25 protein-coding genes and 1 pseudogene are annotated in these 22509 nt (G+C 47.0%); 14 read left to right on the top strand and 12 right to left on the bottom strand.

The genetic code is table 11. The annotated features are described in order from the left end of the window. Positions 1–84: 84 nt before the first annotated feature. The gene (hemW, locus tag P253_RS10065; RefSeq protein ID WP_016658511.1) at positions 85–1239 is read right to left on the bottom strand and encodes a radical SAM family heme chaperone HemW; all 1155 of its coding nucleotides are present in this window, start codon (positions 1237–1239) and stop codon (positions 85–87) included. A 127-nt stretch (positions 1240–1366) separates the two neighbouring features. Here hemW and P253_RS10060 point away from each other — a divergent pair, with 127 nt between their 5' ends. The 4 genes from P253_RS10060 (at position 1367) to P253_RS10045 (ending at position 5036) form a co-directional block, all read left to right on the top strand. After that, the gene (locus P253_RS10060; RefSeq protein WP_016658510.1) at positions 1367–1825 is read left to right on the top strand and encodes a DMT family transporter; all 459 of its coding nucleotides are present in this window, start codon (positions 1367–1369) and stop codon (positions 1823–1825) included. Positions 1826–1916: 91 nt separating this feature from the next. Beyond that, positions 1917–3215, top strand: a complete 1299-nt coding sequence (locus P253_RS10055; RefSeq protein WP_042119738.1) for an MATE family efflux transporter — start codon at positions 1917–1919, stop codon at positions 3213–3215. Between the two features lie 156 nt (positions 3216–3371). Continuing rightward, the gene (locus P253_RS10050) at positions 3372–4670 is read left to right on the top strand and encodes an ABC1 kinase family protein (RefSeq protein WP_016658508.1); all 1299 of its coding nucleotides are present in this window, start codon (positions 3372–3374) and stop codon (positions 4668–4670) included. Between the two features lie 108 nt (positions 4671–4778). Beyond that, complete coding sequence (locus P253_RS10045) at positions 4779–5036, top strand: type B 50S ribosomal protein L31 (RefSeq protein WP_016658507.1); 258 nt, start codon at positions 4779–4781, stop codon at positions 5034–5036. A 106-nt stretch (positions 5037–5142) separates the two neighbouring features. Here the strand turns inward: P253_RS10045 and crcB are convergent, their stop codons facing one another. Beyond that, on the bottom strand, positions 5143–5523 hold the full coding sequence (crcB, locus tag P253_RS10040) for a fluoride efflux transporter CrcB (protein WP_016658506.1): 381 nt from the start codon (positions 5521–5523) through the stop codon (positions 5143–5145). A gap of 173 nt (positions 5524–5696) precedes the next feature. Between crcB and P253_RS10035 the strand changes: the two genes are divergently transcribed. Then, a complete protein-coding gene (locus tag P253_RS10035) occupies positions 5697–6029 on the top strand; it encodes a HopJ type III effector protein (RefSeq protein WP_035363454.1) in 333 nt (110 codons plus the stop codon). 57 nt (positions 6030–6086) lie between these two features. Here P253_RS10035 and P253_RS10030 read toward each other — a convergent pair whose 3' ends face one another. Further along, positions 6087–6506 (bottom strand): protease inhibitor I42 family protein, encoded by a 420-nt coding sequence (locus tag P253_RS10030; protein ID WP_035363407.1) that lies wholly within the window; start codon positions 6504–6506, stop codon positions 6087–6089. Between the two features lie 70 nt (positions 6507–6576). Continuing rightward, complete coding sequence (locus P253_RS10025; RefSeq protein WP_370459245.1) at positions 6577–7110, bottom strand: hypothetical protein; 534 nt, start codon at positions 7108–7110, stop codon at positions 6577–6579. A gap of 200 nt (positions 7111–7310) precedes the next feature. Here P253_RS10025 and P253_RS10020 point away from each other — a divergent pair. After that, positions 7311–7742: pseudogene (locus P253_RS10020) on the top strand (class I SAM-dependent methyltransferase); the annotation flags it as partial. A 48-nt stretch (positions 7743–7790) separates the two neighbouring features. On the opposite strand, the gene P253_RS10015 reads toward P253_RS10020, so the two are convergent. Then, complete coding sequence (locus P253_RS10015; protein ID WP_023274419.1) at positions 7791–9182, bottom strand: RNA-guided endonuclease InsQ/TnpB family protein; 1392 nt, start codon at positions 9180–9182, stop codon at positions 7791–7793. A 71-nt stretch (positions 9183–9253) separates the two neighbouring features. Here P253_RS10015 and tnpA point away from each other — a divergent pair, with 71 nt between their 5' ends. Then, positions 9254–9703 (top strand): IS200/IS605 family transposase, encoded by a 450-nt coding sequence (gene tnpA, locus P253_RS10010; RefSeq protein WP_171066692.1) that lies wholly within the window; start codon positions 9254–9256, stop codon positions 9701–9703. A gap of 30 nt (positions 9704–9733) precedes the next feature. On the opposite strand, the gene P253_RS10005 is transcribed toward tnpA, so the two are convergent. After that, positions 9734–10054, bottom strand: a complete 321-nt coding sequence (locus P253_RS10005) for a hypothetical protein (RefSeq protein WP_174428841.1) — start codon at positions 10052–10054, stop codon at positions 9734–9736. Between the two features lie 25 nt (positions 10055–10079). Continuing rightward, a complete protein-coding gene (locus tag P253_RS10000) occupies positions 10080–10547 on the bottom strand; it encodes a Holliday junction resolvase-like protein (RefSeq protein ID WP_005180383.1) in 468 nt (155 codons plus the stop codon). A gap of 119 nt (positions 10548–10666) precedes the next feature. Between P253_RS10000 and P253_RS09995 the strand changes: the two genes are divergently transcribed. The 4 genes from P253_RS09995 to P253_RS09980 all read left to right on the top strand — a co-directional run bounded on the left by P253_RS09995 (position 10667) and on the right by P253_RS09980 (position 13813). Beyond that, positions 10667–11311, top strand: a complete 645-nt coding sequence (locus P253_RS09995; RefSeq protein ID WP_016658498.1) for a ParA family protein — start codon at positions 10667–10669, stop codon at positions 11309–11311. A 136-nt stretch (positions 11312–11447) separates the two neighbouring features. Then, entirely contained in the window at positions 11448–12575 is a 1128-nt protein-coding gene (locus P253_RS09990; RefSeq protein ID WP_162182848.1) for an AI-2E family transporter, read from the top strand. Between the two features lie 105 nt (positions 12576–12680). Continuing rightward, entirely contained in the window at positions 12681–13226 is a 546-nt protein-coding gene (sodC, locus tag P253_RS09985) for a superoxide dismutase family protein (RefSeq protein ID WP_016658497.1), read from the top strand. Positions 13227–13513: 287 nt separating this feature from the next. Next, positions 13514–13813: a DUF3817 domain-containing protein gene (locus P253_RS09980; RefSeq protein ID WP_016658496.1), complete on the top strand. Its 300-nt coding sequence runs from the start codon at positions 13514–13516 to the stop codon at positions 13811–13813. Between the two features lie 114 nt (positions 13814–13927). Here the strand turns inward: P253_RS09980 and craA are convergent, their stop codons facing one another. The 3 genes from craA to P253_RS09965 form a co-directional block, all read right to left on the bottom strand. Then, positions 13928–15157, bottom strand: a complete 1230-nt coding sequence (gene craA, locus P253_RS09975; protein WP_016658495.1) for a chloramphenicol efflux MFS transporter CraA — start codon at positions 15155–15157, stop codon at positions 13928–13930. A 232-nt stretch (positions 15158–15389) separates the two neighbouring features. Further along, positions 15390–15761 (bottom strand): hypothetical protein, encoded by a 372-nt coding sequence (locus P253_RS09970; RefSeq protein WP_016658494.1) that lies wholly within the window; start codon positions 15759–15761, stop codon positions 15390–15392. A 152-nt stretch (positions 15762–15913) separates the two neighbouring features. Then, on the bottom strand, positions 15914–17323 hold the full coding sequence (locus P253_RS09965; RefSeq protein ID WP_016658493.1) for an FAD-binding oxidoreductase: 1410 nt from the start codon (positions 17321–17323) through the stop codon (positions 15914–15916). 354 nt (positions 17324–17677) lie between these two features. Between P253_RS09965 and serA the strand changes: the two genes are divergently transcribed. The 3 genes from serA to P253_RS09950 all read left to right on the top strand — a co-directional run bounded on the left by serA (position 17678) and on the right by P253_RS09950 (position 21041). Beyond that, positions 17678–18910 carry a phosphoglycerate dehydrogenase gene (gene serA, locus P253_RS09960; protein WP_005180397.1) on the top strand — a complete coding sequence of 411 codons (1233 nt, stop codon included), beginning with the start codon at positions 17678–17680 and terminating at the stop codon, positions 18908–18910. Between the two features lie 236 nt (positions 18911–19146). After that, a complete protein-coding gene (locus P253_RS09955) occupies positions 19147–20022 on the top strand; it encodes an EamA family transporter (RefSeq protein ID WP_016658492.1) in 876 nt (291 codons plus the stop codon). A gap of 146 nt (positions 20023–20168) precedes the next feature. Next, complete coding sequence (locus P253_RS09950) at positions 20169–21041, top strand: EamA family transporter (protein ID WP_035363445.1); 873 nt, start codon at positions 20169–20171, stop codon at positions 21039–21041. Between the two features lie 71 nt (positions 21042–21112). On the opposite strand, the gene P253_RS09945 is transcribed toward P253_RS09950, so the two are convergent. Both P253_RS09945 and P253_RS09935 read right to left on the bottom strand, forming a co-directional pair. After that, positions 21113–21571: a hemerythrin domain-containing protein gene (locus P253_RS09945; protein WP_005180403.1), complete on the bottom strand. Its 459-nt coding sequence runs from the start codon at positions 21569–21571 to the stop codon at positions 21113–21115. A 159-nt stretch (positions 21572–21730) separates the two neighbouring features. Continuing rightward, positions 21731–22498, bottom strand: coding sequence for a sulfite exporter TauE/SafE family protein (locus P253_RS09935; protein ID WP_016658490.1), 768 nt, complete (start codon positions 22496–22498; stop codon positions 21731–21733). Between the last annotated feature and the right edge of the window lie 11 nt (positions 22499–22509).

The following is a 22509-nucleotide window of genomic DNA, read 5'->3' as shown; positions in this document are numbered from 1 at the left end:
AGCCAAAAAAGAAAAGACCGCGCAAGCGGTCTTTTTTATGAGTACTGTAAAGCAGTGAATATCCTAAGCGAAGGTTTTGGATTGTTATAAAAACTCTTCCAGCACCGAATTTAAAAACACATGCCCCTGTTCGGTACAGGCCAGCCGGTTGGCATCTTCCACCAGCAACTTGCGCTGACGTAGTGAGGTTAATACTGGTGCCAAATCATCCAGATTTAAACCGGTACGTTCTGCATAAAGTTTCGCATCGACACCGGCATTCAGGCGTAGTGCATTCATCATAAACTCAAACGGCATCTCCTCAGCGGTAATCCGTTTGAACTGTCCATGCTCGGCCGGCACCTTGGCCAGATAATCTTTTGGTAGGCGGGTTTTCTGGAAACGGTACACACCATCTGGTCGGGTGACTTTGCCATGCGCGCCGGCGCCAATCGCCAGATAATCGCCAAATTGCCAGTAATTCAAATTATGTGCCGAAGGTCGCTCCTTCCGCCATGCCGACACTTCATAATTGATAAAACCATTGGCCTTTAAATAGGCCTCACCCTGTTCCTGAATCGCTTCTAGCACCTCATCGACCGGTAAAACCGGCTGGGTGCGGAAAAATACGGTATTCGGTTCAATGGTCAGCTGATACCAGGAAATATGGGTCGCGCCCTGCCCAACCGCCAGCTTTAAATCATTTAAAGCCTGTTCCAAAGTCTGCTCCGGCAAACCATGCATCAAATCAACGTTAATGCGCTGAAAGCCGGCCTCACGCGCCAAGTGAATCGCTGAAAGCGCATCGCTCTGGCTATGAATCCGGCCCAGTTTTTTTAGATGATCGCTATTAAAACTTTGCACCCCAATTGACAGGCGGTTAATTCCCGCCGCCAGATAACCGGCAAAAGGATCATGTTCAATGGTGCCCGGATTGGCCTCTAAGGTAATTTCGCAATCGTCTTGAAATGGCAACAGCGCTTTAAGCTGTGCAAACAGCCATTGATAGCCAGCTGCTGAAATCAGCGATGGCGTCCCACCGCCAATAAACACACTGTGAATTGCACGGCCCTGGGCAAATTCCAGCTGCGTATTAAAATCGGCGACCAAGGCCTGTAAATATTGCTGTTCTAAATCCAGTGACAGTTTGCCATCCGGGACGGCATGCGAGTTAAAGTCACAATACGGACACTTGCGCACGCACCACGGCATGTGAATATAGAGGGACAAGGGCACAGACGCAGGATTCAATTCAGCCAAGGAACAAGCTCAAAAACAGCAAAGGAAGATGCATATTTTAACATGACTGCATCAGGACACCGATAAAATCTCACAGCGAATACCGCTACACTAGAAAAAATTACAGAAGAATTAGCGTGTTAGAATGATGAAAATATCTTCGCAATTACTGCTTTTAATGCCGCTGGCCATGGGGATCGGGATTGCCATGACCCTGCAAACTGCCATCAATACCCAGCTACGCGAATATTTATATTCTCCTTTGCAGGCTGCCCTTTTCTCGTTTTTGGTTGGTACAATAGTGCTGGCTATTTTGGTGTTTTTTCAACAGGTTCCCAAACCTAATCTGCACGAGATCGTCCATTTACCCTGGTATATGTGGCTGGGCGGTGTGTTAGGGGTCTATGCCATCAGTTTAAGTATTTATGCAGCACCGAAACTCGGCTATCTCACCCTGACCGGTTTAATCCTGTTTGGCCAGATTGCCATGTCGATGCTGGTCGATCATTTTGGTGTCCTGGGCACAGAAAAAGCACCCATCAACTGGCAACGTCTTCTGGGTGGCGTGGTGATTTTTATAGGTGTGCTTCTCACTTTACAACGCTAATCGCTCTGTTCTAAGCACATGATGAATATGGGTAATAACTGTGGCTACGCTTGTCAGCACACGTTTTGAATTAAAACAACTGTTCCGTTTAATGATTCCGATTCTGGTGACGCAATTTGCCCAGGCCGGTCTGGGGCTAATTGATACCATTATGGCCGGTCAGTTTTCACCGACCGATTTAGCCGCAATTGCAGTTGGTGTGGGACTCTGGCTTCCGGTGATGCTGCTGTTTAGTGGCATCATGATTGCCACCACGCCGCTGGTGGCCGAGGCCAATGGTGCGCGTACACCGGTAAAAATTGCCACCATTGCCCGGCAATCGTTATGGGTGGCGTTTATTTTGGGCTGGATTGCCTGCCTGATTTTACAGCTGGCACCGCTGTTATTGCCGCTGCTTGGAGTACCAGAAAGCCTGCAACCGAAAGCTGGACTGTTTCTGCATGCCATTGGGTTTGGTATGCCGGCGGTGACCATGTATGCTGCGCTACGTGGCTATTCCGAGGCGCTGGGTTATCCACGGCCGGTAACGGTCATCAGTCTGCTGGCGCTGGTAGTACTGGTGCCGTTGAACCTGATCTTTATGTATGGTTTAGGGCCGCTGCCTGAACTGGGCAGTGCCGGCTGCGGCTTTGCCACGGCCATTTTACAGTGGCTGATGTTTATTACCCTGGCGCTGTACATTTCCAAAAGCAGCGCCTACCAAAGCACCCAGATTTTCACCCGCTGGGAACCCATCGACCGTTACTGGATGAAACGGATTTTAATGCTCGGCCTGCCGATTGGTTTGGCAATTTTCTTTGAAGTCAGTATTTTCAGTACCGCAGCCATCGTGATTAGCCCCTTAGGGGAAACGCTGGTAGCAGCACACCAGATTGCCATGTCGGTGACCTCACAGCTGTTTATGATTCCGATGTCTCTAGCCATTGCACTGACCATCCGCATTGGCACCTATTATGGTGAAAAAAACTGGGCTGCCATGCGCCGCGTGCAGTATTTGGGGCTGATTACCGCAACCCTGCTGGCCTTTATGACCATGAGTTTTATGTGGCTGTTCCGTCCGGAAATTATTTCGATTTATACCTCGGATGTCGATGTGGCACAGGTGGCAATGTATCTGCTGCTGTTTGCAATTGCCTACCAGCTAATGGATGCCTGGCAAATTAGTGCAGCCGGCTGTTTGCGCGGTATGCAGGACACCAAAGGCCCAATGTGGATTACCATGCTGGCCTACTGGGTCATTGCCTTTCCGGTCGGGGTATATTTTTCCCGCTTTGGCAGCATGGGTGCCGCCGGGGTCTGGGTCGGCCTGATTGTCGGCTTGAGCGTGGCCTGTGTACTGTTGCTGATCCGGTTGTATATGAACAACCAGCGCCTGAGTCAAAGCAGCTAACCGATTCGCCTCCCATCATCTCTAGCCGGCCATTACCGCCGGCTTTTTTATTTGTAGCATGCAGTGAAATTGCTTATTAACAATTTAAAGTAGGCTTTTCACCCAACTGCCGGTATGCTCAAGGCAGATAGTCAAGATGATCTTAAGGAACCTCGCATGGCAAAAACGGCTAGTACACCGGGTCGTCGCTTTATGAAACTGGCCAGTATGACCGCCAGTATCGCCACCAAAACCGTTTCCAATTCAATTAAAAACTTTTCTGCCGATGACGAGCAGAAAAATGCCGCACGCAGCAAACTATTTCAGGATATTGGCATCCAGATTGCTGATACCTTGGGAGAAATGAAAGGTGCGGTCATGAAAGTGGGGCAAATTGCCTCACAATATAAAGATATTTTCCCACCGGAAGTGGCACGGGCCATCAGCAAATTACAACGTCAGGCACCGCCGATGCCTTTTGCCGAAATTCAGGCACAAATCGAAAAAGAACTGGGCAAGCCCCTCGCGCAGATTTTCCAACATTTTGATGAAACCCCATTTGCCGCCGCGTCCATTGGCCAGGTACATAAGGCAATTTTGCCGACGGGTGAACAGGTGGTAGTGAAAATCCAGTATCCGGGTGTCGATGAAGCCTGTGAAAGTGACCTGAAACAGGTGCGTCTGGCCTTGCGTTTAATGGGTGTGTTAAAAATTGACCGCAAATTGCAGGACAAACTGTTCCAGGAAATTCAGGACAGTCTGGACAATGAGCTGAACTACCAGATTGAAGCACAAAACCTGGAAGTGGCGCGTACCTTCCATCAGGCGCTGGACAGTAAAATTATTATTCCGCAGGTCTTTAAGGACTATTCGACCCGGCATATTTTAACGTTAAGTCTGGAACAGGGTGACAGTATTGAAACCGCCAGCCAGTGGCCACTGGCCACCCGGAATGAACTGGGACGCCGCCTGTTTCGTGCTATTGGCCAGGAAATTTTCTATCTCAAGCGCTTTCACTGTGACCCGCATCCGGGTAACTTTGCCTTCCGTGAAGATGGCAGCGTGATTATTTATGATTACGGCGGTGTGAAAACCTTGTCCAATGACATTGTGCAGCATTTTAAAGCGCTGATTCAGGCCGGCCGTGCCCAGAATATTGCCTTAATGGAACAGGAACTGACTGCCCTGCACTCCCTGTCCGAGCAAGGCAAATTCCCGCCAGAACTGTATCAGGCCTGGCTGGAAGTGCTGATGCGCCCTTTGACCACCGATTATGATTTTGCCGAAAACTCGGCCCATCATGATGGTATGGAACTGATGAAACCCTCGTTAAAATATTGGGATGTATTCAAGCCATCACCCGATACCTTAATGGTCAACCGCACGGTGTCGGGTCATTACTGGAACCTGATTCATTTAAAAGTGCATGACAATTTAAATGATCTGTTTGAAGAACTGGTTCCACCACACGCTTAAACAATATATTAAAAACCACACTGAGCCCGAATGACCCATTCGGGCTGACTTTACTTTTTATTTGTTACGTTATAACATTACACAATTCAACAAACATGAGGAATTGTTATGCGTCCAGAGATCCATCCCGAATATCAGGAAGTGCTGTTTCACGACACCAATGCCGATGCCTATTTTATTATTGGCAGCACCCTGAAGCCGCAGCAGACCAAGGAATATCAGGGCAAAATCTATCCCTATATGACTTTAGATATTTCCAGTGCTTCGCATCCGTTTTATACCGGTGAGCAGCGTCAGGCCAGCAATGAAGGCCGTGTCGCCAGCTTCAATAAACGCTTTGCCCGTTTTAAACGCAGCAAGGACTAAGCCGCGCAGTAGAAAAAAATTGGCATACACATCCTTTATGAAGTCTAGACCTTTATCTCCAGCTAGGCTTCATTTTTTTATTTTATGCAGTTGATTTTCCTGTTTTTTATTTCGTATTTAATAGCACCTGAAACAGATAAAAACCCACCGCCAGACAGAGCACACCCAAAATCACACTTGAGATCACATACATTAACGCCACGCTGGCGTGTCCCTGTTTCAGCAATTGAAAGGTTTCCAGCCCAAAACTGGAAAAGGTGGTAAAGCCGCCTAAAATACCCACCATTAGAAACAGTCGAAGCTCCTGTTGTAGTACCGGGAACTTTTGGCTGAAGGCAAAGAATATTCCGGCAGCAAAACAGCCGAGCAGATTCACCGACCAGGTCGGCCAAGGAAATAACACACCGGGCTTAAATAGCCACAAACTCAGGCCATAGCGCAGACTCGCCCCGATTGCTCCACCCAATGCCACCCAAAGCCAATTCATGTTGTGTTTATCTCCATGTGTATAACTGCCATTTTATCCACAAGTTGGGCCAAAGCGCAGATTTTTTCATCTAATGGGTGCAAAAATTGAGGCCGTAATAGGCTAAACCCCTGCGAAAAAACATGCTATTGTCGCAGGGCTTTTACCAATTTTTTCTATGGACTGAGAACATGATGGCTCAAGATTTATTGGCCCAGCTGCATGCAGGCAAAGCGAACTTTGCCGATGTGATTGCCTATATTGATGCACGTTATACCCACACGCCAACTGCGTTTAGCAATGGCCAGCAACACAATGCCGCCACCGAAAACCAGGGCAGCGCCAAAGTACTGAGTTTTGCCAAATTAAATGGCTTAGACCACGCGCAAACCTTAAGCCTGTTTGCTGAACACTATGCGGCGGTACTGGCTACGCCTGAAGCCACTGATCACCAGAATATCCGCCAGTTTATGCAGCAAGGTTGGGCTGGTGTACAGTTTGAAGGCGAAGCGCTAACGGCCAAATAAGCCTTTAAAACGAAAAACCTCTAAAACAGAGGTTTTTTTATGTCTGATGTTCAGGTCTTAAGCCACGCGCACCCGGCATTTCCATTCTGCCAAGGGAAGCGGTTCTCCCGCCCTGGCCTGTTTTAAATGAATCAGTCCTTCACCGACCTGAACCGCACGAAAACGGAAAGTTTTTTCTCCAGCCGCATTTAACTGCGCGGAGTCATGCTGAGTATTTTCTGCATCCGCCTGTAGATACAAGGTTTCCAGCTTAAAGATGGACGGATGTTGCATCACCGACCAGTGATAGCCGGTGGCCGGATTCTCTGCCAGACGCAATTCCAGGGTTTCCCCGATCTTTAAATTTAACAGTGCCGGACATTGCTGATCGGCATGATAAACATGAGTACCATCGACCGGGGTGCTGACGCTGCCACAACCGCTGAGGGTCAACAGCCCCAGCCAGCTACAGAGAATGAGCGTCTTGCTATGATTCATCCACCTATGATTCATCCACCTATGATTCATCGACATTCCCCTGCCGCTACATTTTACCCATCAGGCCATATTAACTGCGTTTTACTTTTTCAATCCACTGGATTGAACTGACCCGAAACACTTCACAGGCACCATCGCCGGTATCGGTCGGGGTGAGTGATGACGTCCAGACCATATCTTTGTCTTTAACTTCCACCAGTTCCCCGCTTAAACGCACCAGATCACCACGTTTGACCTGCTTGATCTGTTTGGCAATGTTCGGATTGGCTGGAATGATGTGCATATTGGAAACCATCTGCATGGCCTGCTCTGCCGGCACCGGCAAACGATCCATCTTCCAGTTTAAATAGCGGTCGTACTGATTTACCGTAATATGCCGGGCAATTTCCGGCTCTGCAAACAGGCCCCAGCTCACGGCATAATCAATCGGAGAAAACTTGGCCTGTTCATCATCGGTATAGGTTTTTGAACCTAAAATCCGGAAATCACCACGAAAGGACTGCAAGACCGAAATCGACTGATCGGCAGATGCCGGCGCTAACCCTTTGGCAATATTATAGTCGACCGATGCCATGGCACTGGTCTGTAATAGGGCGGCCGTCATAAGCGAAATAAGTCCAAAGCGCAGCTTCATGAGATTCTCAGATCCTTCAGTCAGAACAGATATATCTTTGATGTTAATCGATGTTGATCAGCAGAAAATAAAGAAATGGTAAGAAAATAGTTACCTTTGGTCTCATTTTTGTCTTTGCCTGCGCGGCTCAGTTAAAATAAACATAGATTAAATAAAAATATGTGATTTCAATGCTTTATAAATTCTATCAACAGCATATTTTCCCACACCTGCTGAATCAGGTGATGCAGACGCCGAGCCTGATGGATTTACGCCGTGAATTGCTGCTGCCAATTGAGGGTGAGGTACTGGAGATTGGCTTTGGCACCGGACTGAATTTACCCTTTTACCAAAATGTCGATGTGGTCTATGCGTTAGAGCCAAACCTAGAGATTTTCCAGCTGGCCGAAACACGGATTCGTGACAGTGCCATTCTGGTGGAGCATCTGGCTGGCAAAGCTAAGCAGCTGGATTTTGCCGATAATCGTCTGGATCATGTGGTATCAACCTGGACCTTATGCAGCGTGCAACAGATTGAACAGTGTCTGGCCGAAATTTATCGGGTACTGAAACCGGGTGGTTGCCTGCATCTGGTCGAGCATGTACTGCATCCTGAAAATTTATATAATGAACTACTCGGAGCTAAATCAACCGAGTTTCCGTAGTGCAACCTAAGTCGCACACATCTCTTTTGACGCTTCTACGGTACTGCGAAAAGAAGCTTTGACACCTCTAGTCGTCTTACGAACACCTCCACGCCCACTAGATGATAAATAATTACCATCCAACTGTGTTCCACAGTCTAAAATTAAATTAATCGCTCTGTTCTTAATAACAATTGATGCATTGTGATCTGCATTATCAGCATGTCCACAACTCACGCACTTAAACCTGTCTTGGCTTTTGCGATTGTCGGGGTGAGTGTGACCGCATGAAGCGCACTCCTGACTTGTGTAAGAAGCATGAACCGTAAATACAGCCTTACCTAATTTGACTGATTTATACGTTAAGAATTCTGAAATTCTGTGCCATCCTACATTGAGAATAGCTTTGTTTAACCCTGCTTTAGCTTTAGTCTTATTTGGAATAAAACGTCCGAATTTATCTTTCTTAGGGTTAGGCTTTTTGGTCATCTGTTTGGTATTTAGTTTCTCAAAAATAAATACCTGACCGAATCCATTAGCTAAACTACGACTTGTCTTATGAGCAAAGTCCTTGCGAATATTGGCTTTCTTAGAGTGATGCACCGCAATTCGATGTTTGGTCTTAGCTCTTCGGTTTGAGCCTTTGATTTGTCGAGCAAGTTTTCTTTGCAGTCGCTTAATGTAGCGATCTGCTTTACTCATGTGATTCTTTTGTTCTTTAGAAAAATCGAATTCTTCATAGCCTGCATGAACAGGAATGGTGACACCACGATCTATACCAACCACTATTTTTTGTAGTTGTTCTTCGTCCATGCCCTGCAAATGATCTAACTGTCTTTTGGCGTATTTTTTAGCATCGAATTTCTTACCGTCAAACTCTTGAATCTCAACACCATCTTCATAGCAGAAAGAAACGAAATATTGACCACGCTCTTTGCGAATATAAAGGGATTTCGGTTCTTTAAAGTTAGCATGAGCCTTAAAACTTAATGAGCCTATATTAAATTTTTTACCACCGATATATAGCTTGCGCTTATTTCTTTCCGTGCGAAACTCGAATAAATCAGAGGTTAAATGAATCGAACCTTTATCTGTCTTCTTTTTACGTTTTGGTCGCCCACACACACCCTTAATGGATTTTTTGAGTGTGTTGTACCAATTAACGGTTGAGTTCTTTTGAATGGTGCTAGGACAGTTTGCAAGCCAAGAGCTTAATTCATTCGATTTAAAGTGAGAATATTTCTGATCTTGGGTTTCATAATAGTGATTGTATGGTGTGAATTTGCGAGCAAAACCACGATAGTATTTATCTTCATCACATTTGGCATTCCAAATAAAACGAGCACAACCCATCCACTGACTTAAAATCAGCTTTTGATGTTCAGTTGGATACACCCTTAACCTGATGCCTGTTAGCAATTAAAAACCTCTAGTGAATACGCTTATTTTAGCTTAAAATAAGATCAATGTAAATCTAGTGTGTGGTTAATATGTACGAGTGGAGAACAGGTAGATCATGTGTTTTTAACAATATTGTTCATTTAGTATTTGTTACGAAATACCGAAGAGATGTATTAACAATGGAAATGCTTACTTCTTTAAATGAGATTATGAAAGAAACTTGCTTGCAAATGAATTGTGAACTCATTGAGTTTAATGGCGAGGATGATCATATTCACATGCTTGTAAGTGTTCACCCTAAACATTCAGTGTCTAATTTAGTGGGTAAACTAAAGGGCAAAAGCTCTTATGTTTTAAGACGATCTTATTGGGATGAAATTAAGGGAAAATTATGGGGCAACCACTTTTGGTCGCCTAGTTATTGCGTTGTATCTTGTGGTGGTGCAAGTTTAGAAGTTGTTAAAAAGCATATCGAAAACCAAAGAACACCAACTTCTGAAAAAAATGCAAAAAAATCCAAGTCACTAAAAAAGAGCTAACTCGCCCTTAAAAGAGTGAGAATGCGCTCTTTATGCTTGTTCAAAATCGACCGTTTGGGCCTGGCCTGATGCGCTAAAATCTTCTTTGGCCAACAGCAGATCAATATTGCTGATATAGGCCAGATCATTAAAATGTCCCACCACCGGTGCAGCCGGATGAATCACCCGCCGGTCCGGACTGTAGTAGCGTTTTGCCACGACCTGATACTGCCCGGAAAAACCCCCTTCAGTTTCCAGCGCAAAGTTCTTTAACACCCCCGACTGCTGTAGATGCGGGATGGCACGAAAATATTCCGACCACAGCCAGATCATCAGGGCTAGTCCCACCAGGCTGAGCAGTATTTTATTCACAAGAAAGTTCAGTCATCAAAAAAGGTTAATCCTCAAAATCAATACGGATGGTTTCAAAACGCAGTCGCCCTTGCTGAATGGCTTCGGCAATGGCCTGCTGGCCTTTGGTTAGACGTGCGCCGCCACTTTTAATATCAATTAACACCACCTGAATATCCTCAGCCCGACCATCGCCATCCCGAAAATCGGTATAGCCATCAAACACAATATAATCGACCGGATCGCCCAGAAATTTGGCATCGCTGGGCAAGTATTCAAATTGCGGCATAATCGGTGCCATCTGCTCGGCCATTTTGCCTTTGAGCACCGCACGGCTGGTATTGACGCTGCGCTTTTGGGCCTGCGCCAGTGCCTGCTGATGTTCCAGCTCCAGCTCGGCAATATACTGTTCATATTCGGCCTTAATCCGGCCATTGCGGCTATGACTTAAAATGATGGTGGTCAGCACCACTCCTATTGCAGCGCCTATAAGCATTGCCATCCATATCGACATGGGGTTTTCCTGATTTTTTAAAATTTGCAAGCAGCGCTACGACTTTTGTCAACGGTCATCTCCAGCACATCAAACAATGATATGCTAGGGATGAGCAGAATAAAATCTTTAGTAGGGTCATGAAAACAATCTTAGTCGCCAATCAAAAAGGTGGATGTGGAAAAACCATTACCGCCATCAGTTTAGCTTCCGCCTTAGCCCAAAAAGGATATAAAGTCGCCCTGTTCGATGCCGATAACCAGAAATCTGCACGACAATGGTTAAAACAGCGTCCAGAAAGCGCCGCTCCCATTCAGAGTCTGGACTGGCGTCATGAAAAATCGGTCGGTGATGCGCCTAAAAATATCGAATACCTGATTATTGATGCGCCGGGGGCATTATCTGGTGATCAGGCCGAGCAGCTGATTAGTGAAGCGCATGCGATTATTACCCCGCTGCAGCCTTCCTTCTTCGATATTGATTCAACCCGCCGCTTTTTAAAGCATTTGCAGGAAATTAAACGGATTCGTAAAGGCAAGGTTCAGATTTTACTGCTAGCCAACCGGGTCAAGACCAACAGTGCCAGCTCCAAAGAAATTCGTGATTTCTTTGAAAAAATTGAACAGGAACCGGTGGCCTGGATTTCTGAACGTGCTGCCTATGGTCAACTGGCGATGCAGGGCTTAAGCGTATTTGATAAAACCCAGAAAAATTACCTGACCATTCAAAATCAGTGGCAACCTGTCCTGAATGCGATTATTGATGATCCGGCCCAATGGTTCTAAGCGCCTAAGCGATTAAACGGCTTTTGCCTTTCCATTCCCGCTTCAATATTTAACAGAACTTACGCAGCGTTCATTTGCGAGCGCTGGGTTTTCAGTTAATATGCTTCAAGACCTTAGGAATGAGCCAGTGAACTCAGTGCAACAATACGCGCCCACTTTACAAAAAGTCTTGCTATTTGGACTATTTTTTGTCCTGATTTTTTTGAGCTTTCATGTCCTCAAATACTTTATTGTTCCTGTAGTTTGGGCCACTATTATTGCCTATATGACCTGGCCGCTGTATCAGTCGGTACAGCGTATGTGCGGTCCGCGGCCGACCTTAAGCGCCACAATTATGATGATTCTGGTGACGCTGGTGGTCGGTATTCCATTGACCTTTGCCATTTTTATCTTGCAGCATGAAGGTCGTAACCTGTATTACGAATTACAGAAACAGGTCTTTTCCGGACATTTGAATGTGCCGGATTTTATCCGCGATCTGCCCTTTGTCGGTAAAGAAATTAGCCGTTCCTTACGTGAAATTAATGAAGATCCGAACAGTATCATTAATTCGATTTCAGTCTGGATTCAGGGCCATCTGAATTATGGCCGTTTCCTGCTCAGTGAAATTAGCCGCAATTTAATTAAACTCGGCTTTGCCATGCTGTCGCTGTTCTTCTTCTATCGTGATGGCCAGACCATTTTAAATCAGGTCAGTAAAGCGCTGGAAATGGTGATCGGACCACGTGTACACCATTATTTAGATACCATTTCTGAAACCACCCGTGCGGTGGTTTACGGGGTTGGCTTGACTGCAATTGCCCAGGCACTTTTGGCCGGGGTCAGCTACTTTGTGGCCGGGGTGCCAAACCCGATGGTATTGACCATTGTCACTTTCCTGTTTGCCCTGATTCCGTTTGGCCCACCGCTGGCCTATGGCTCGGTGGCGCTGTGGCTGTTCTCGCAGGGGCAAACCATTGAAGCAATTGGCGTGATGGCCTGGGGCGTGTGTGTGGTCAGTACCGCAGATAACGTGATTCGTCCGCTGGTGATTTCCGGCGCCACCCAGATTCCATTCCTGCTGATCATGTTCGGGGTTCTGGGCGGTATTGCCAGCTTTGGCCTGATTGGCCTGTTTATTGGCCCGGTGATTCTGGCGGTCTTGCTGGCAATCTGGCGTGAATGGCTGCATGAAACCAATGAAGCCGAAGCCATGATGATGCCAAAAACCACCATGGCCTATGACCTGCCCGATGATCAGGGACCGGCTGCACCAAAAGGCTAAATTTCATTAAGAAACTTATACACGCCTGTACGCAAACAGCATTGTGTTGCCTCCTGAGCCTTGTTTGAATGAAGCCACATATTCGAATAAGACAGGATGCAAACCATGACCCCACTTTTTAAACTTGGTGCTTTATGTGCGTTTACCGCGCTGATCGGAGTCGGCTGTACCACCACACCCGATCCTATGATTGGTGCCAGTAAAAACGTTGCCGTTAATGCGGTCTCTGCCCAAGGCATTGGCGCCCAGCTCGGTGAAGTTCAACTGACCGATAGTGCTGCGGGTCTGGTCATCCGTACCAATCTGACCCAGTTACCACCGGGTCCACATGGTTTCCATATTCATGAAAACGGTTCCTGCGCCCCAGCAGAAAAAGACGGTAAAATGCAGGCTGCGCTAGCCGCAGGTGGTCACTTTAATCCGAATCAGGCACCCAACCACGGCAATCCATTAAGCGGCCATCTCGGTGATTTACCGGTCCTGAATGTGGCAGCCAATGGCACGGCACGTGTCACCCTACTGGCGCCGCGTCTGAAATTACAGGATGTACAAGGTCTGGCGCTCATGATTCATGCCGGTGGCGATAACTATGCCGATACGCCAAAACCGTTAGGCGGTGGTGGTGACCGGATTGCCTGTGGCGTGATCTAAACCTTGATGCGGATAAATCCCGACTTATCCACAGTTTTCTGATTTTTAAGGCACTTATCCATAGCGATGAGTGCCTTTTTCTATGCCTAGATTAAATAGCAATCTGAGGCTACAAGATTGATTATCAGGCTTTTATTTCAACATCAACAGCTTAGCAAAAACCAAGCAAAATAGTCTGATTTATATTAAAAAACAAAAACTTAAACCCAGGCTGTGTACTAAAAAGCATGGCCCTCTGCGCTAATATTCGCTACACTGCAGCTAGATCTATGGGGAAATTGCAGAGTATGAACATCCAAAGCTTGCGTGTGGTGGGTTTTTTAGAAGGTTTATCTTTTCTAGCCTTGCTGCTTATTGCCATGCCACTGAAATATATATGGGGTAACCCAATTCTGGTGAAATACGTCGGCATGGGCCACGGTGTGCTGTTTATTGCCTTTCTGGTGGTGCAGTTCGTGGTCTGTGAAAAACAGAAATGGTCAATTCAGGTATTTTTAATGGGTGTGATTGCCTCAATTTTACCGTTTGGCCCGTTTATTTTCGATGCCAAACTGAAGAAAATGGCACAGCCGCAGGTCAAAGTGTAACTTCTGACGGATCTGTGAATCAGGCATCCACCAGATTACTGTCTGCTGGATGCCTTTTATTTTTGGCCTTTCAGCCACATTATCCTATTGATAAATGCGAGATGATCAGCCCGCTTAAAACTGACCGCTTTCGGCACGTTCGTGCATAATCTGTTTTAAGCTTAGCCGTGGATAAGCAAACCACAAGGCAATTAAAGCAAAACAGGACAGGCTATAAGCCCACAGTTCAAAATGGCTGTAGAGCATGCGCACCAGTTCAATCACCACAAAAAAGCTCAGCATCATCAACACAGAGGCAGTTGCGGCCACGGTCCCTTTCGACACTTCGGACGACATCAGGGCAAAACGGTAAATAATTGAAAAACTGATGCCCTCACCAAAGCTGATGAAAGTCATACCCAGAATCAGACACCAGATTAAATAGTCTGGTATGAGCAGACCAAGAATTAACAGCAAGGTACCGACCAACATGAGTGGCAAGCCCATCAGCACAGTCTGTCCCAAAGCAAAACGGTCAATGATTTTCAGCAGCAATAGATTCCCGGCAATCAGCCCGCCCAACACCGGAAATTGGGCCAGACCATATTGCAGACTGCTCAGACCGAGCTGTTCCACCAGCATCACCGGCGACAAGGCAATCCATAACATCAGCGGCATACTTAAGAGCGGCAAGGCAAAGGTCATGGTCAGAAAACGGCGGTTTTTCAGTACCTGTTTAAAATCATCCCAGATATAGCCAATCGGCTGTTTCGGAATACTGAGCTGCTGCTCCGGCATTTTTGCTTTCAGTCCGAGCCAGCTCAAAGCCGCCAAAGCTGCAATCCCAATAAAGCCCCAGTGCCAGGACACATGCTCGATCATAAACGCACCCAACACCGGCCCCAGTAGCGGCGCCAGCAGCGACACATTGGCCATGAGTGCCATGACTTTAATTGCATCGCGTTCGGCAAAACTTTCCTGAATGGCGGCATAGCCCACCGCAGTTATTACCGACAGGCCAAAGCCCTGCAAAAAGCGCAGCAATAAAAAGCTTTCGATGTTCTGGGTCAATAAAATCAGCAGGCAGGTCACCACAAAAAACAGTACCCCACCCAGCAGGACTTTTTTACGGCCTAAACGGTCCGATAAAGGGCCTAAAATGGCCGCGACACAGGCACCGCCGAGCAGATAAAACGACATCGAAGAGGCTGCCCAGGAACTGCTGACGCCAAAATCCTGGGTAATGGCGAGCATGGCCGGCTGTACCAGATCATTGCCGATATAGACAGAAAATTCGAACAGCACCAAAGCCAGCGGAAACATTAAGGTGGCACGGGAGAGCGTTGTAGTTGGAGTGGTTTGCATAGCGCTCAAAAGCCTGCCAGATCAGCAAGCTGCAATCATAACAATGGGCGCAGTGTAGCAGAGTTTATTTTTAAAATCTGTGACTTTTCTGATGAGGAAATGCTGGACTTGCGGCAGCAGCACTCAGCTAGAGCGGCTGAACAAAATCAGTATAAATCCCCGGTTTTAAAAACAGAAAAGCGCAGGGTTTAGCTACGCTTTTCAATCAAAATCATTGAAAGAGTCAAGCGGATTAAGGACATACAGCCTTCTGGAAAGTCTTGGTATTTTTGCCGCGCAGACATTGATAGCTCTTTTCAGTTTTCACTTTTTCCCAGTCGCCATTGACCAGTTTAAAACTGTAAATGGTACGAATCGAGCGTACCGAATCATCCATTAAACCGGTTTCAGTCACTTTAACCTGGGCCGCGGTCGGTGATTCGACATTATTAAAGAATTGACGCAGCTCGACTGTCGCCAGCTGTTTACGTAAATCCGGACGCTCTTTTAACACCTGTGCCAACGGTGTTTCGGCAGACGGTGTCACTTTAGACACAATATTCTGGGTGGTGGCACATCCTGTAACAGCAATCGCCAGTCCTGCCATTGCAGCGAAACGAAACATAACTCTATCCAAACTGATTCAACACTGTAAAAATGATGCCGGCTTTTTGCGCTTAACACTATGCACAGAATGTAATTTGAGCGAGAGTGCACATGATAAGTGCCATAAAAAAAGCGCATCCGGAGATGCGCTTTTTCGTTCTATTGGCCTGATTACAGGTCGAATAATTTACCCGGGTTCATAATCCCATTCGGGTCAAAGACCTGTTTCAAGGCTTTCATATATTCGATTTCTTCAGCAGAACGCGAGTATTCCAGATATGGCTTTTTGGTCATGCCAACACCGTGCTCTGCAGAAATTGAACCGTCATATTTTTTCACGGTATCAAACACATACTTGTTCACCACCTGACATTTGGCAAAGAATTCATCTTTGCTTAAATCGGCAGGTTTCAGGATGTTCAGGTGCAGGTTACCGTCACCAATATGACCGAACCAGCAGATTTCAAAGTCCGGATAGTTCTCGGCCACAATCGCATCAATTTCTTTAATAAATGCCGGCACGTGGGTAATCAGCACTGAAATATCGTTTTTGTATGGAATAAACGGCGCAATCGATTCCGAAATATCTTCACGTAAACGCCATAAGCTTTCGACCTGATCCAGGCTTTGGCTGAGTACGCCGTCCAGCACCCAGCCCTGTTCCATACAGTGCTCAAAAATTTCCATCGCCTTGTCCATAATCGGTTCAAACGGCGCTTCAAATTCAACCAATACATAGAATGGACATTCGGTTTCAAACGGACGCTGTACATGACCATTGGCCAGTACTTTCTGCATTGCCAGTTCACCAAAGAACTCGAACGCAGTTAAATCAATTTTGGCCTGGAAAGCGTGCAGCACAGGCATCACTGCATCAAAATCCGGTACACCCAGCACCATCACTTGCAGGTCTTGCGGTTGACGCTCCAGCTTGATTTCCGCTTCAGTGACTAGGCCTAAAGTCCCTTCACCACCAATGAATAAGTGTTGCAGTGCATAACCGGTGGCGTTTTTGATCATGCCTTTGTTTAAACGCAGCACATCACCTTTACCGGTCACCACGGTTAAGCCCAGCACCCAGTTACGGGTCATGCCGTATTTAATGACTTTAATGCCGCCGGCATTGGTACCGATGTTACCGCCAATTTGCGATGAACCGGCAGAAGCGAAATCGACCGGGTAATACATCCCTTGCTCTTCGGCATAGTTTTGCAGCTGTTCAGTCACCACACCGGCCTGTACCCGCACCATGCGGTCTGCCGGGAAGAATTCCAGAATCTGGTTCATCTTGTCCATGCTTACCACGATTTCACCGTTGGCCGCTACCGCACCCGCAGAAAGACCGGTACGACCGCCCGATGGGGTCACTGCGACATTGAACTGATTAGCAAGTTTCACAATCGCTTGCACCTGCTCAGTGCTCGATGGAAAAACGATGACGGATGGGTTTGGATCAAAGTGCTTGGTATGATCTCGACCCCAATTCTGGAGGCTGTCCGCATCAGTTTTAATACGGTTTTCACCTACAATTGCAGTCAATTGGGTCAATAACTCTGGGGTTAAAGCGACTGGAGCATTCATCGTTTGCAGACCTGGCAAGAATTAAACAAGAAGAGATTTATCCGGACTGGCGCTGTACATTTTAAAGTCATGCCAAAGCACAGTAAAAGATAAAAAACGGGCAAGAAACCAACAGCCTGAGGCCGGTTTTTGCCGTCTGGGGCTATTATAAGCGATTTTTCTGTAAAACCTGAGAAAAACCATCATTTTGATAATATAGCTTTGAAAATACAGAGTTAATTCAAACAAAAGTGAATCCTGCGTTTATATTTTCTACAGAAATAGCAGACCGATCAGCCATAAATGGAATGTATCTCCTGCCCGCTCCTATGATATGATACTGCCACTAAATTTGGCCTTTGTAGCGGAGCCGTAATGAGCCAACATCTTTCACTACCTAAAGATAAAATTCGTTTCCTGTTGTTAGAGGGCGTTCACCAAAATGCCATCGACACGTTAAATGCTGCCGGATATACCAACATCGACTACCGTAAAACTGCGCTTGAGGGTGAAGCGCTGAAAGAAGCGGTCAAAGATGCACACTTCATTGGTATTCGTTCACGTACGCAATTAACTGAAGAAATCTTTGAAGCTGCGAACAAGCTGATCGCGGTTGGCTGTTTCTGTATCGGAACCAACCAAGTCGATTTAAATGCAGCCATGGTACGTGGTATTCCAGTATTTAATGCACCATATTCAAATACCCGTTCTGTTGCGGAACTGGTCCTTGCTGAACTGATTCTGCTGCTTCGTGGCGTACCAGCCAAATCGGCATCATGTCACCGCGGTGGCTGGGAAAAATCTGCAGCGGGTTCTTTTGAAACACGCGGTAAGACTTTAGGTATTGTGGGTTACGGTTCAATTGGTTCGCAACTGTCTGTGCTTGCTGAAAGCCTGGGTATGCATGTGATCTATTATGATGCAGTGACCAAACTGCCAATGGGTAATGCGCGCCAGGTCGGTTCTTTGGCTGAATTGCTGGCCAATGCAGACGTGGTATCGCTACACGTGCCAGACGTTCCATCAACCCGTAACTTTATGGGCAAAGAACAGTTTGCACAAATGAAAGAAGGCGCGATCTTCCTGAATGCGGCACGTGGTACCTGTGTCATTATTGAAGATCTGGCAGATGCAATTAAATCAGGTCATCTGGCTGGTGCTGCGGTTGACGTATTCCCGAAAGAGCCGAAAGCCAATGGTGAAGAATTCGTTTCTCCACTGCGCGGTCTGGACAATGTGATCCTGACTCCACACGTGGGCGGTTCAACCATGGAAGCGCAAGCCAACATTGGTCTGGAAGTGGCTGAGAAATTTGTGGCTTATTCTGACAAGGGTATGACCCTGTCTGCAGTGAACTTCCCTGAAATTGCCTTGCCATTGACTGAAGGTAAACACCGTTTACTGCACATTCATAAAAACATTCCAGGCGTATTGTCTAAAATCAACAACCTGTTTGCTGAGCAAGGCATCAACATTTCGGGTCAATCTTTAATGACCAAAGGTGATGTCGGTTATCTGGTGATGGATGTGGATGCAACTGCATCTCAAGAAGCACTGGATATGCTGCATGATGTTGAAGGCACTATCCGTGTACGTGTTCTGTTCTAATTTCAATTAGACAGTGACACCCAAAACCACAGCCCTTGTGCTGTGGTTTTTTATTTCCCGCTTTAAAAACAATACGCAATCCTTATTTCATGTTCTTTTGAAATCGTGCATGAGTCTTGTTTTACCTGCTGACCGCTTACGCAGTCACGACATGGAAGCGTCATCTGTTCATGCTATGCTAGCGGCTATTGATCTGCTGATGATCGCCCTACTCTCCCAACCAGCCCATTCCAGTTATGTCGATACTTCAAAATGCGCCGCATCTCCGCGCTGTGCTGTTGTTGCTGATTGCCATGCTCAGCCTGCAAAGCAGCGGCTCGATGGCCAAACTACTGTTTGATCAGTTTCCGATTCTGACCGTTTCTGCCATGCGGCTGCTGCTGAGCGCGCTGGTGCTGATGCTGATTTTTCAGCTCTGGAACATTCAGCTCAAAGCCATACGCTGGCCAGCGATTTTCAGTTATGGTGCCGCACTGGCCGGTATGAATATGCTGTTTTATCTGGCAATTGACCGCCTGCCGCTGGGCATTGCGGTATCATTTGAATTTATCGGGCCGTTAAGCGTGGCGCTGTTTTATGCCCGGCGCAAATTCGATTTTATTTGGGTCGGCCTCGCCATTGTCGGGCTGGTGCTGTTATTTCCCTTTGATCAGACCGCGCAGCCGCTCGATGGTCTGGGTGTGTTGTTTGCCTTAGGCGCCGGTGCCTGCTGGGCCTTATATATTGTGGCCGGACAGAAACCCTCGGGTGTGTCCGGGAATCATACGGTCTGTTTAGGTATGCTGGTCGGTACCCTGATTTTATTACCCATTGCTTTATGGGATGGCCTGCCTGTTAGCGTATTTGAACCGGGCAATTTCATCTATTTTATTGCCTTGGCAGTTCTGGCCAGCGCCTTGCCCTTTAGTCTGGAAATGATTGCACTTCGCAACCTGACCGCACTCAGTTTCGGTACACTGATGAGCATGGAACCGGCCATTGCCGCGCTCTCCGGTTTTGTCTTTTTGGGCGAACAGTTACTCTGGAATCAATGGCTGGCCTTAAGCACCATTATTGCCGCCTCTATTGGCTGTACCTATACCGTACAGCAGCGTAAACAGCAGTCCAGTTAAGTAGAGTGGATCTGGCCAGACTGAGCCTCCTGCTGTGTAGTGCTGGAATTTATTTTGACCGGCTACTCATCAAAATTTAAGCAAATTGCTATAATCAGCAGCATCTCCCCAATATGCTGACACCTTCCGGTGTTGGTGGTGCGCTTATGCAAAATGCTCAACTGCTGTCGGTGCTGTTCATGGTGCTGTCCATGACCTCGTACCAGATTAGTGCCTCCTTTGCCAAACAACTGTTTGAGGTGCTCGATCCGCTTACCGTGACCATTTTACGGTTGTGCTTTGCCGCCATTATTATCTGCCTGATGTTCCGTTCCTGGAAGATTATTTCCCGGCTGTCCTTTTTAAAATGGCGTGATCTGCTCTGCTATAGCGCGGCCCTGTGTCTGATGAATGTACTGTTCTATATGTCGCTGGGCAAATTGCCGCAAGGGATTGCGGTTGGTCTGGAATTTATTGGCCCACTGGGACTGGCCCTGCTCTCGATTAAACAGCGTAGTGATTATATCTGGGTGCTTTTAGCCATTTTGGGAATTGCGCTGATGGTGCCCTGGGGACAGGCCAACAGTGACAATTTCTCAGTCTTTGGTACCCTCTGTGCGCTGGGCGCCGGCTTTTGCTGGGCCCTCTATATTTATTTCGGACAGCGCGTGGTACAGCAGAATATTGGCATGCATGCCCTCACCATTGCCATTAGTCTGGCTGCGCTGACCCTGTTACCCATTGGTCTGTATCACAATGCCGCGGCCCTGGTCGATACCCAGTACTGGGGCAAAGCCATCGCTATTGCCATTTTGGCCACCGCCATTCCGTATGCACTGGATCTGAAAGCCTTGCAGCATTTAAGCAAGCTCAGCTATGGCACCCTGTCCAGTTTATCGCCGGCACTGGCCGCCTTGACCGGTCTGGTGTTACTTGGTGAACAGATCAGCCTGTTGCAATGGGTCGCTTTATTCTGCGTGATGCTGGCTTCCGTGGGCGTGACTCTAAGAGCCAGCCGTAAGAAAGCTGTCAGCCCTTAAGCAAAAAGAGAGATCAAAGAAGATGAATAAAAAAAGATGGCCAAGAGAGCCATCTTTTTTAAGTCCTGAATTTAGACCAGACTGTCTTTTTGAATGGCTTTATATTTGCCGTATTCACTTAAATACTGTTTGGCCAGCTCGGTTTTCTGGCGTTCTTCCAAAATTTTCCCAGCCTGCTGGAAAAAGCCATGTTCTTCTTCCTGCAAATGATGATGCACTTTTTCAGACAGCTGCTTGGCAATCGCCAGCCAGCCCGGATTGCTAAATTCGGTTTCGGTCAGTTTTTCCAGCAGCTCATCCATTTCATGATGTTCTGCCAGCGCATGCCGGGTAATGTTCAGCCCGGAATCGGTCATCATTAGTGGAATATAAAAATAACGGTCTTCGGCCACAGCATGGGCGAATAATTCATTTTTCAGTTGATCAAACAGCTCGCGGCGTTCTGGTGTATCCCCCGAGGTCTGGATTAAACGCTCGGCCAGATCACGCTGTATTTCATGGCTTTCACGTAGTGCTTCAAAAATATTCATGTTGTTATTACCCTTTCAAATGCCAAAATTTAAACACCCGACAACGGGTTGCATCATTATTGTTAAGCAGACAGGTCAGGCTAAGCATTCACTATACGCCAAGCCCGTGCGACGGTTCCTGCAGCAATTTGTATGGGAAATTTTAATAATGAGAATGATTTACAACCAGAACATCTGATAGGCCATGCGTACAATCAGCACACTAACCAGGATCAGAAATACAATCCGGATAAAGCCGCTGCCATATTTAAAGGCCAGACGTACCCCGACCAGAGAACCGGTAATATTAGCCAGTGCCATCATCGCCCCGACCATAAACAGCACATGCCCCGTGGGAATAAAGAAACTCAGCGCTGCCAGATTGGTCATAAAATTGGCAATTTTCGACAAGGCCGAGGCATGCAAAAAATCGACCTGTAAATAACGAATAAAATAGAAAATAAAAAAGCTGCCCGTGCCGGGGCCAAAAATACCATCATAAAAACCAATCAGCACACTGCCCAACGCCGCCAGGAGCAACATTTTGCGGTTTAAAGTCTGCTGCACATGCAGCTGGCCAAACTGCTTTTTCATGAAGGTGTAGATGGCAATCACGATCAGCATCAGCAGCACAAAGGGCCGCAAAATATCGGTCGGAATCATTGACACGCAGGCTGCGCCAACGAAAGAGCTGAGAAAGGCACATAGCCCGATCACGCCCAGCAATTTCCAGGACAGCTGCACTTTGCGTAAAAAAGAAAAGGCCGCCGAAGCAGTGCCACAAATGGAAGCCAGTTTGTTGGTGCCAAACACCGTGGCCGGTGCCAGTTGCGGCATCGCGCCCATAATCGCCGGAATCTGGATCAGGCCACCACCACCAACTGCGGCATCAATCGCACCGGCACAGAAGGCAAAAATCACGAGGCTGATGATGATTTCAATATCCATATCGGGGCAAT

The organism is Acinetobacter indicus CIP 110367 (assembly GCF_000488255.1).
Lineage (GTDB): Bacteria > Pseudomonadota > Gammaproteobacteria > Pseudomonadales > Moraxellaceae > Acinetobacter > Acinetobacter indicus.
Note: the sequence above shows the minus strand (reverse complement) of the source record. Positions and strands in the feature narration are given on the sequence as shown.

Coding starts and splice junctions, on each gene's coding strand:
- serA (WP_005180397.1), top strand. CDS start 17,678: ATGAGCCAACATCTTTCACTACCTAAAGATAAAATTCGTTTCCTGTTG.
- P253_RS09955 (WP_016658492.1), top strand. CDS start 19,147: ATGTCGATACTTCAAAATGCGCCGCATCTCCGCGCTGTGCTGTTGTTG.
- craA (WP_016658495.1), bottom strand. CDS start 15,157: ATGCAAACCACTCCAACTACAACGCTCTCCCGTGCCACCTTAATGTTT.
- sodC (WP_016658497.1), top strand. CDS start 12,681: ATGACCCCACTTTTTAAACTTGGTGCTTTATGTGCGTTTACCGCGCTG.
- P253_RS10025 (WP_370459245.1), bottom strand. CDS start 7,110: ATGACGGCCGCCCTATTACAGACCAGTGCCATGGCATCGGTCGACTAT.
- P253_RS10000 (WP_005180383.1), bottom strand. CDS start 10,547: ATGTCGATATGGATGGCAATGCTTATAGGCGCTGCAATAGGAGTGGTG.
- P253_RS10050 (WP_016658508.1), top strand. CDS start 3,372: ATGGCAAAAACGGCTAGTACACCGGGTCGTCGCTTTATGAAACTGGCC.
- P253_RS09980 (WP_016658496.1), top strand. CDS start 13,514: ATGAACATCCAAAGCTTGCGTGTGGTGGGTTTTTTAGAAGGTTTATCT.
- P253_RS09995 (WP_016658498.1), top strand. CDS start 10,667: ATGAAAACAATCTTAGTCGCCAATCAAAAAGGTGGATGTGGAAAAACC.
- P253_RS09965 (WP_016658493.1), bottom strand. CDS start 17,323: ATGAATGCTCCAGTCGCTTTAACCCCAGAGTTATTGACCCAATTGACT.
- P253_RS09970 (WP_016658494.1), bottom strand. CDS start 15,761: ATGTTTCGTTTCGCTGCAATGGCAGGACTGGCGATTGCTGTTACAGGA.
- P253_RS09945 (WP_005180403.1), bottom strand. CDS start 21,571: ATGAATATTTTTGAAGCACTACGTGAAAGCCATGAAATACAGCGTGAT.
- P253_RS09950 (WP_035363445.1), top strand. CDS start 20,169: ATGCAAAATGCTCAACTGCTGTCGGTGCTGTTCATGGTGCTGTCCATG.
- P253_RS10030 (WP_035363407.1), bottom strand. CDS start 6,506: ATGAATCATAGCAAGACGCTCATTCTCTGTAGCTGGCTGGGGCTGTTG.
- crcB (WP_016658506.1), bottom strand. CDS start 5,523: ATGAATTGGCTTTGGGTGGCATTGGGTGGAGCAATCGGGGCGAGTCTG.
- P253_RS09935 (WP_016658490.1), bottom strand. CDS start 22,498: ATGGATATTGAAATCATCATCAGCCTCGTGATTTTTGCCTTCTGTGCC.
- P253_RS10055 (WP_042119738.1), top strand. CDS start 1,917: ATGATTCCGATTCTGGTGACGCAATTTGCCCAGGCCGGTCTGGGGCTA.
- tnpA (WP_171066692.1), top strand. CDS start 9,254: ATGTACGAGTGGAGAACAGGTAGATCATGTGTTTTTAACAATATTGTT.
- P253_RS10035 (WP_035363454.1), top strand. CDS start 5,697: ATGGCTCAAGATTTATTGGCCCAGCTGCATGCAGGCAAAGCGAACTTT.
- P253_RS10060 (WP_016658510.1), top strand. CDS start 1,367: ATGAAAATATCTTCGCAATTACTGCTTTTAATGCCGCTGGCCATGGGG.
- P253_RS10045 (WP_016658507.1), top strand. CDS start 4,779: ATGCGTCCAGAGATCCATCCCGAATATCAGGAAGTGCTGTTTCACGAC.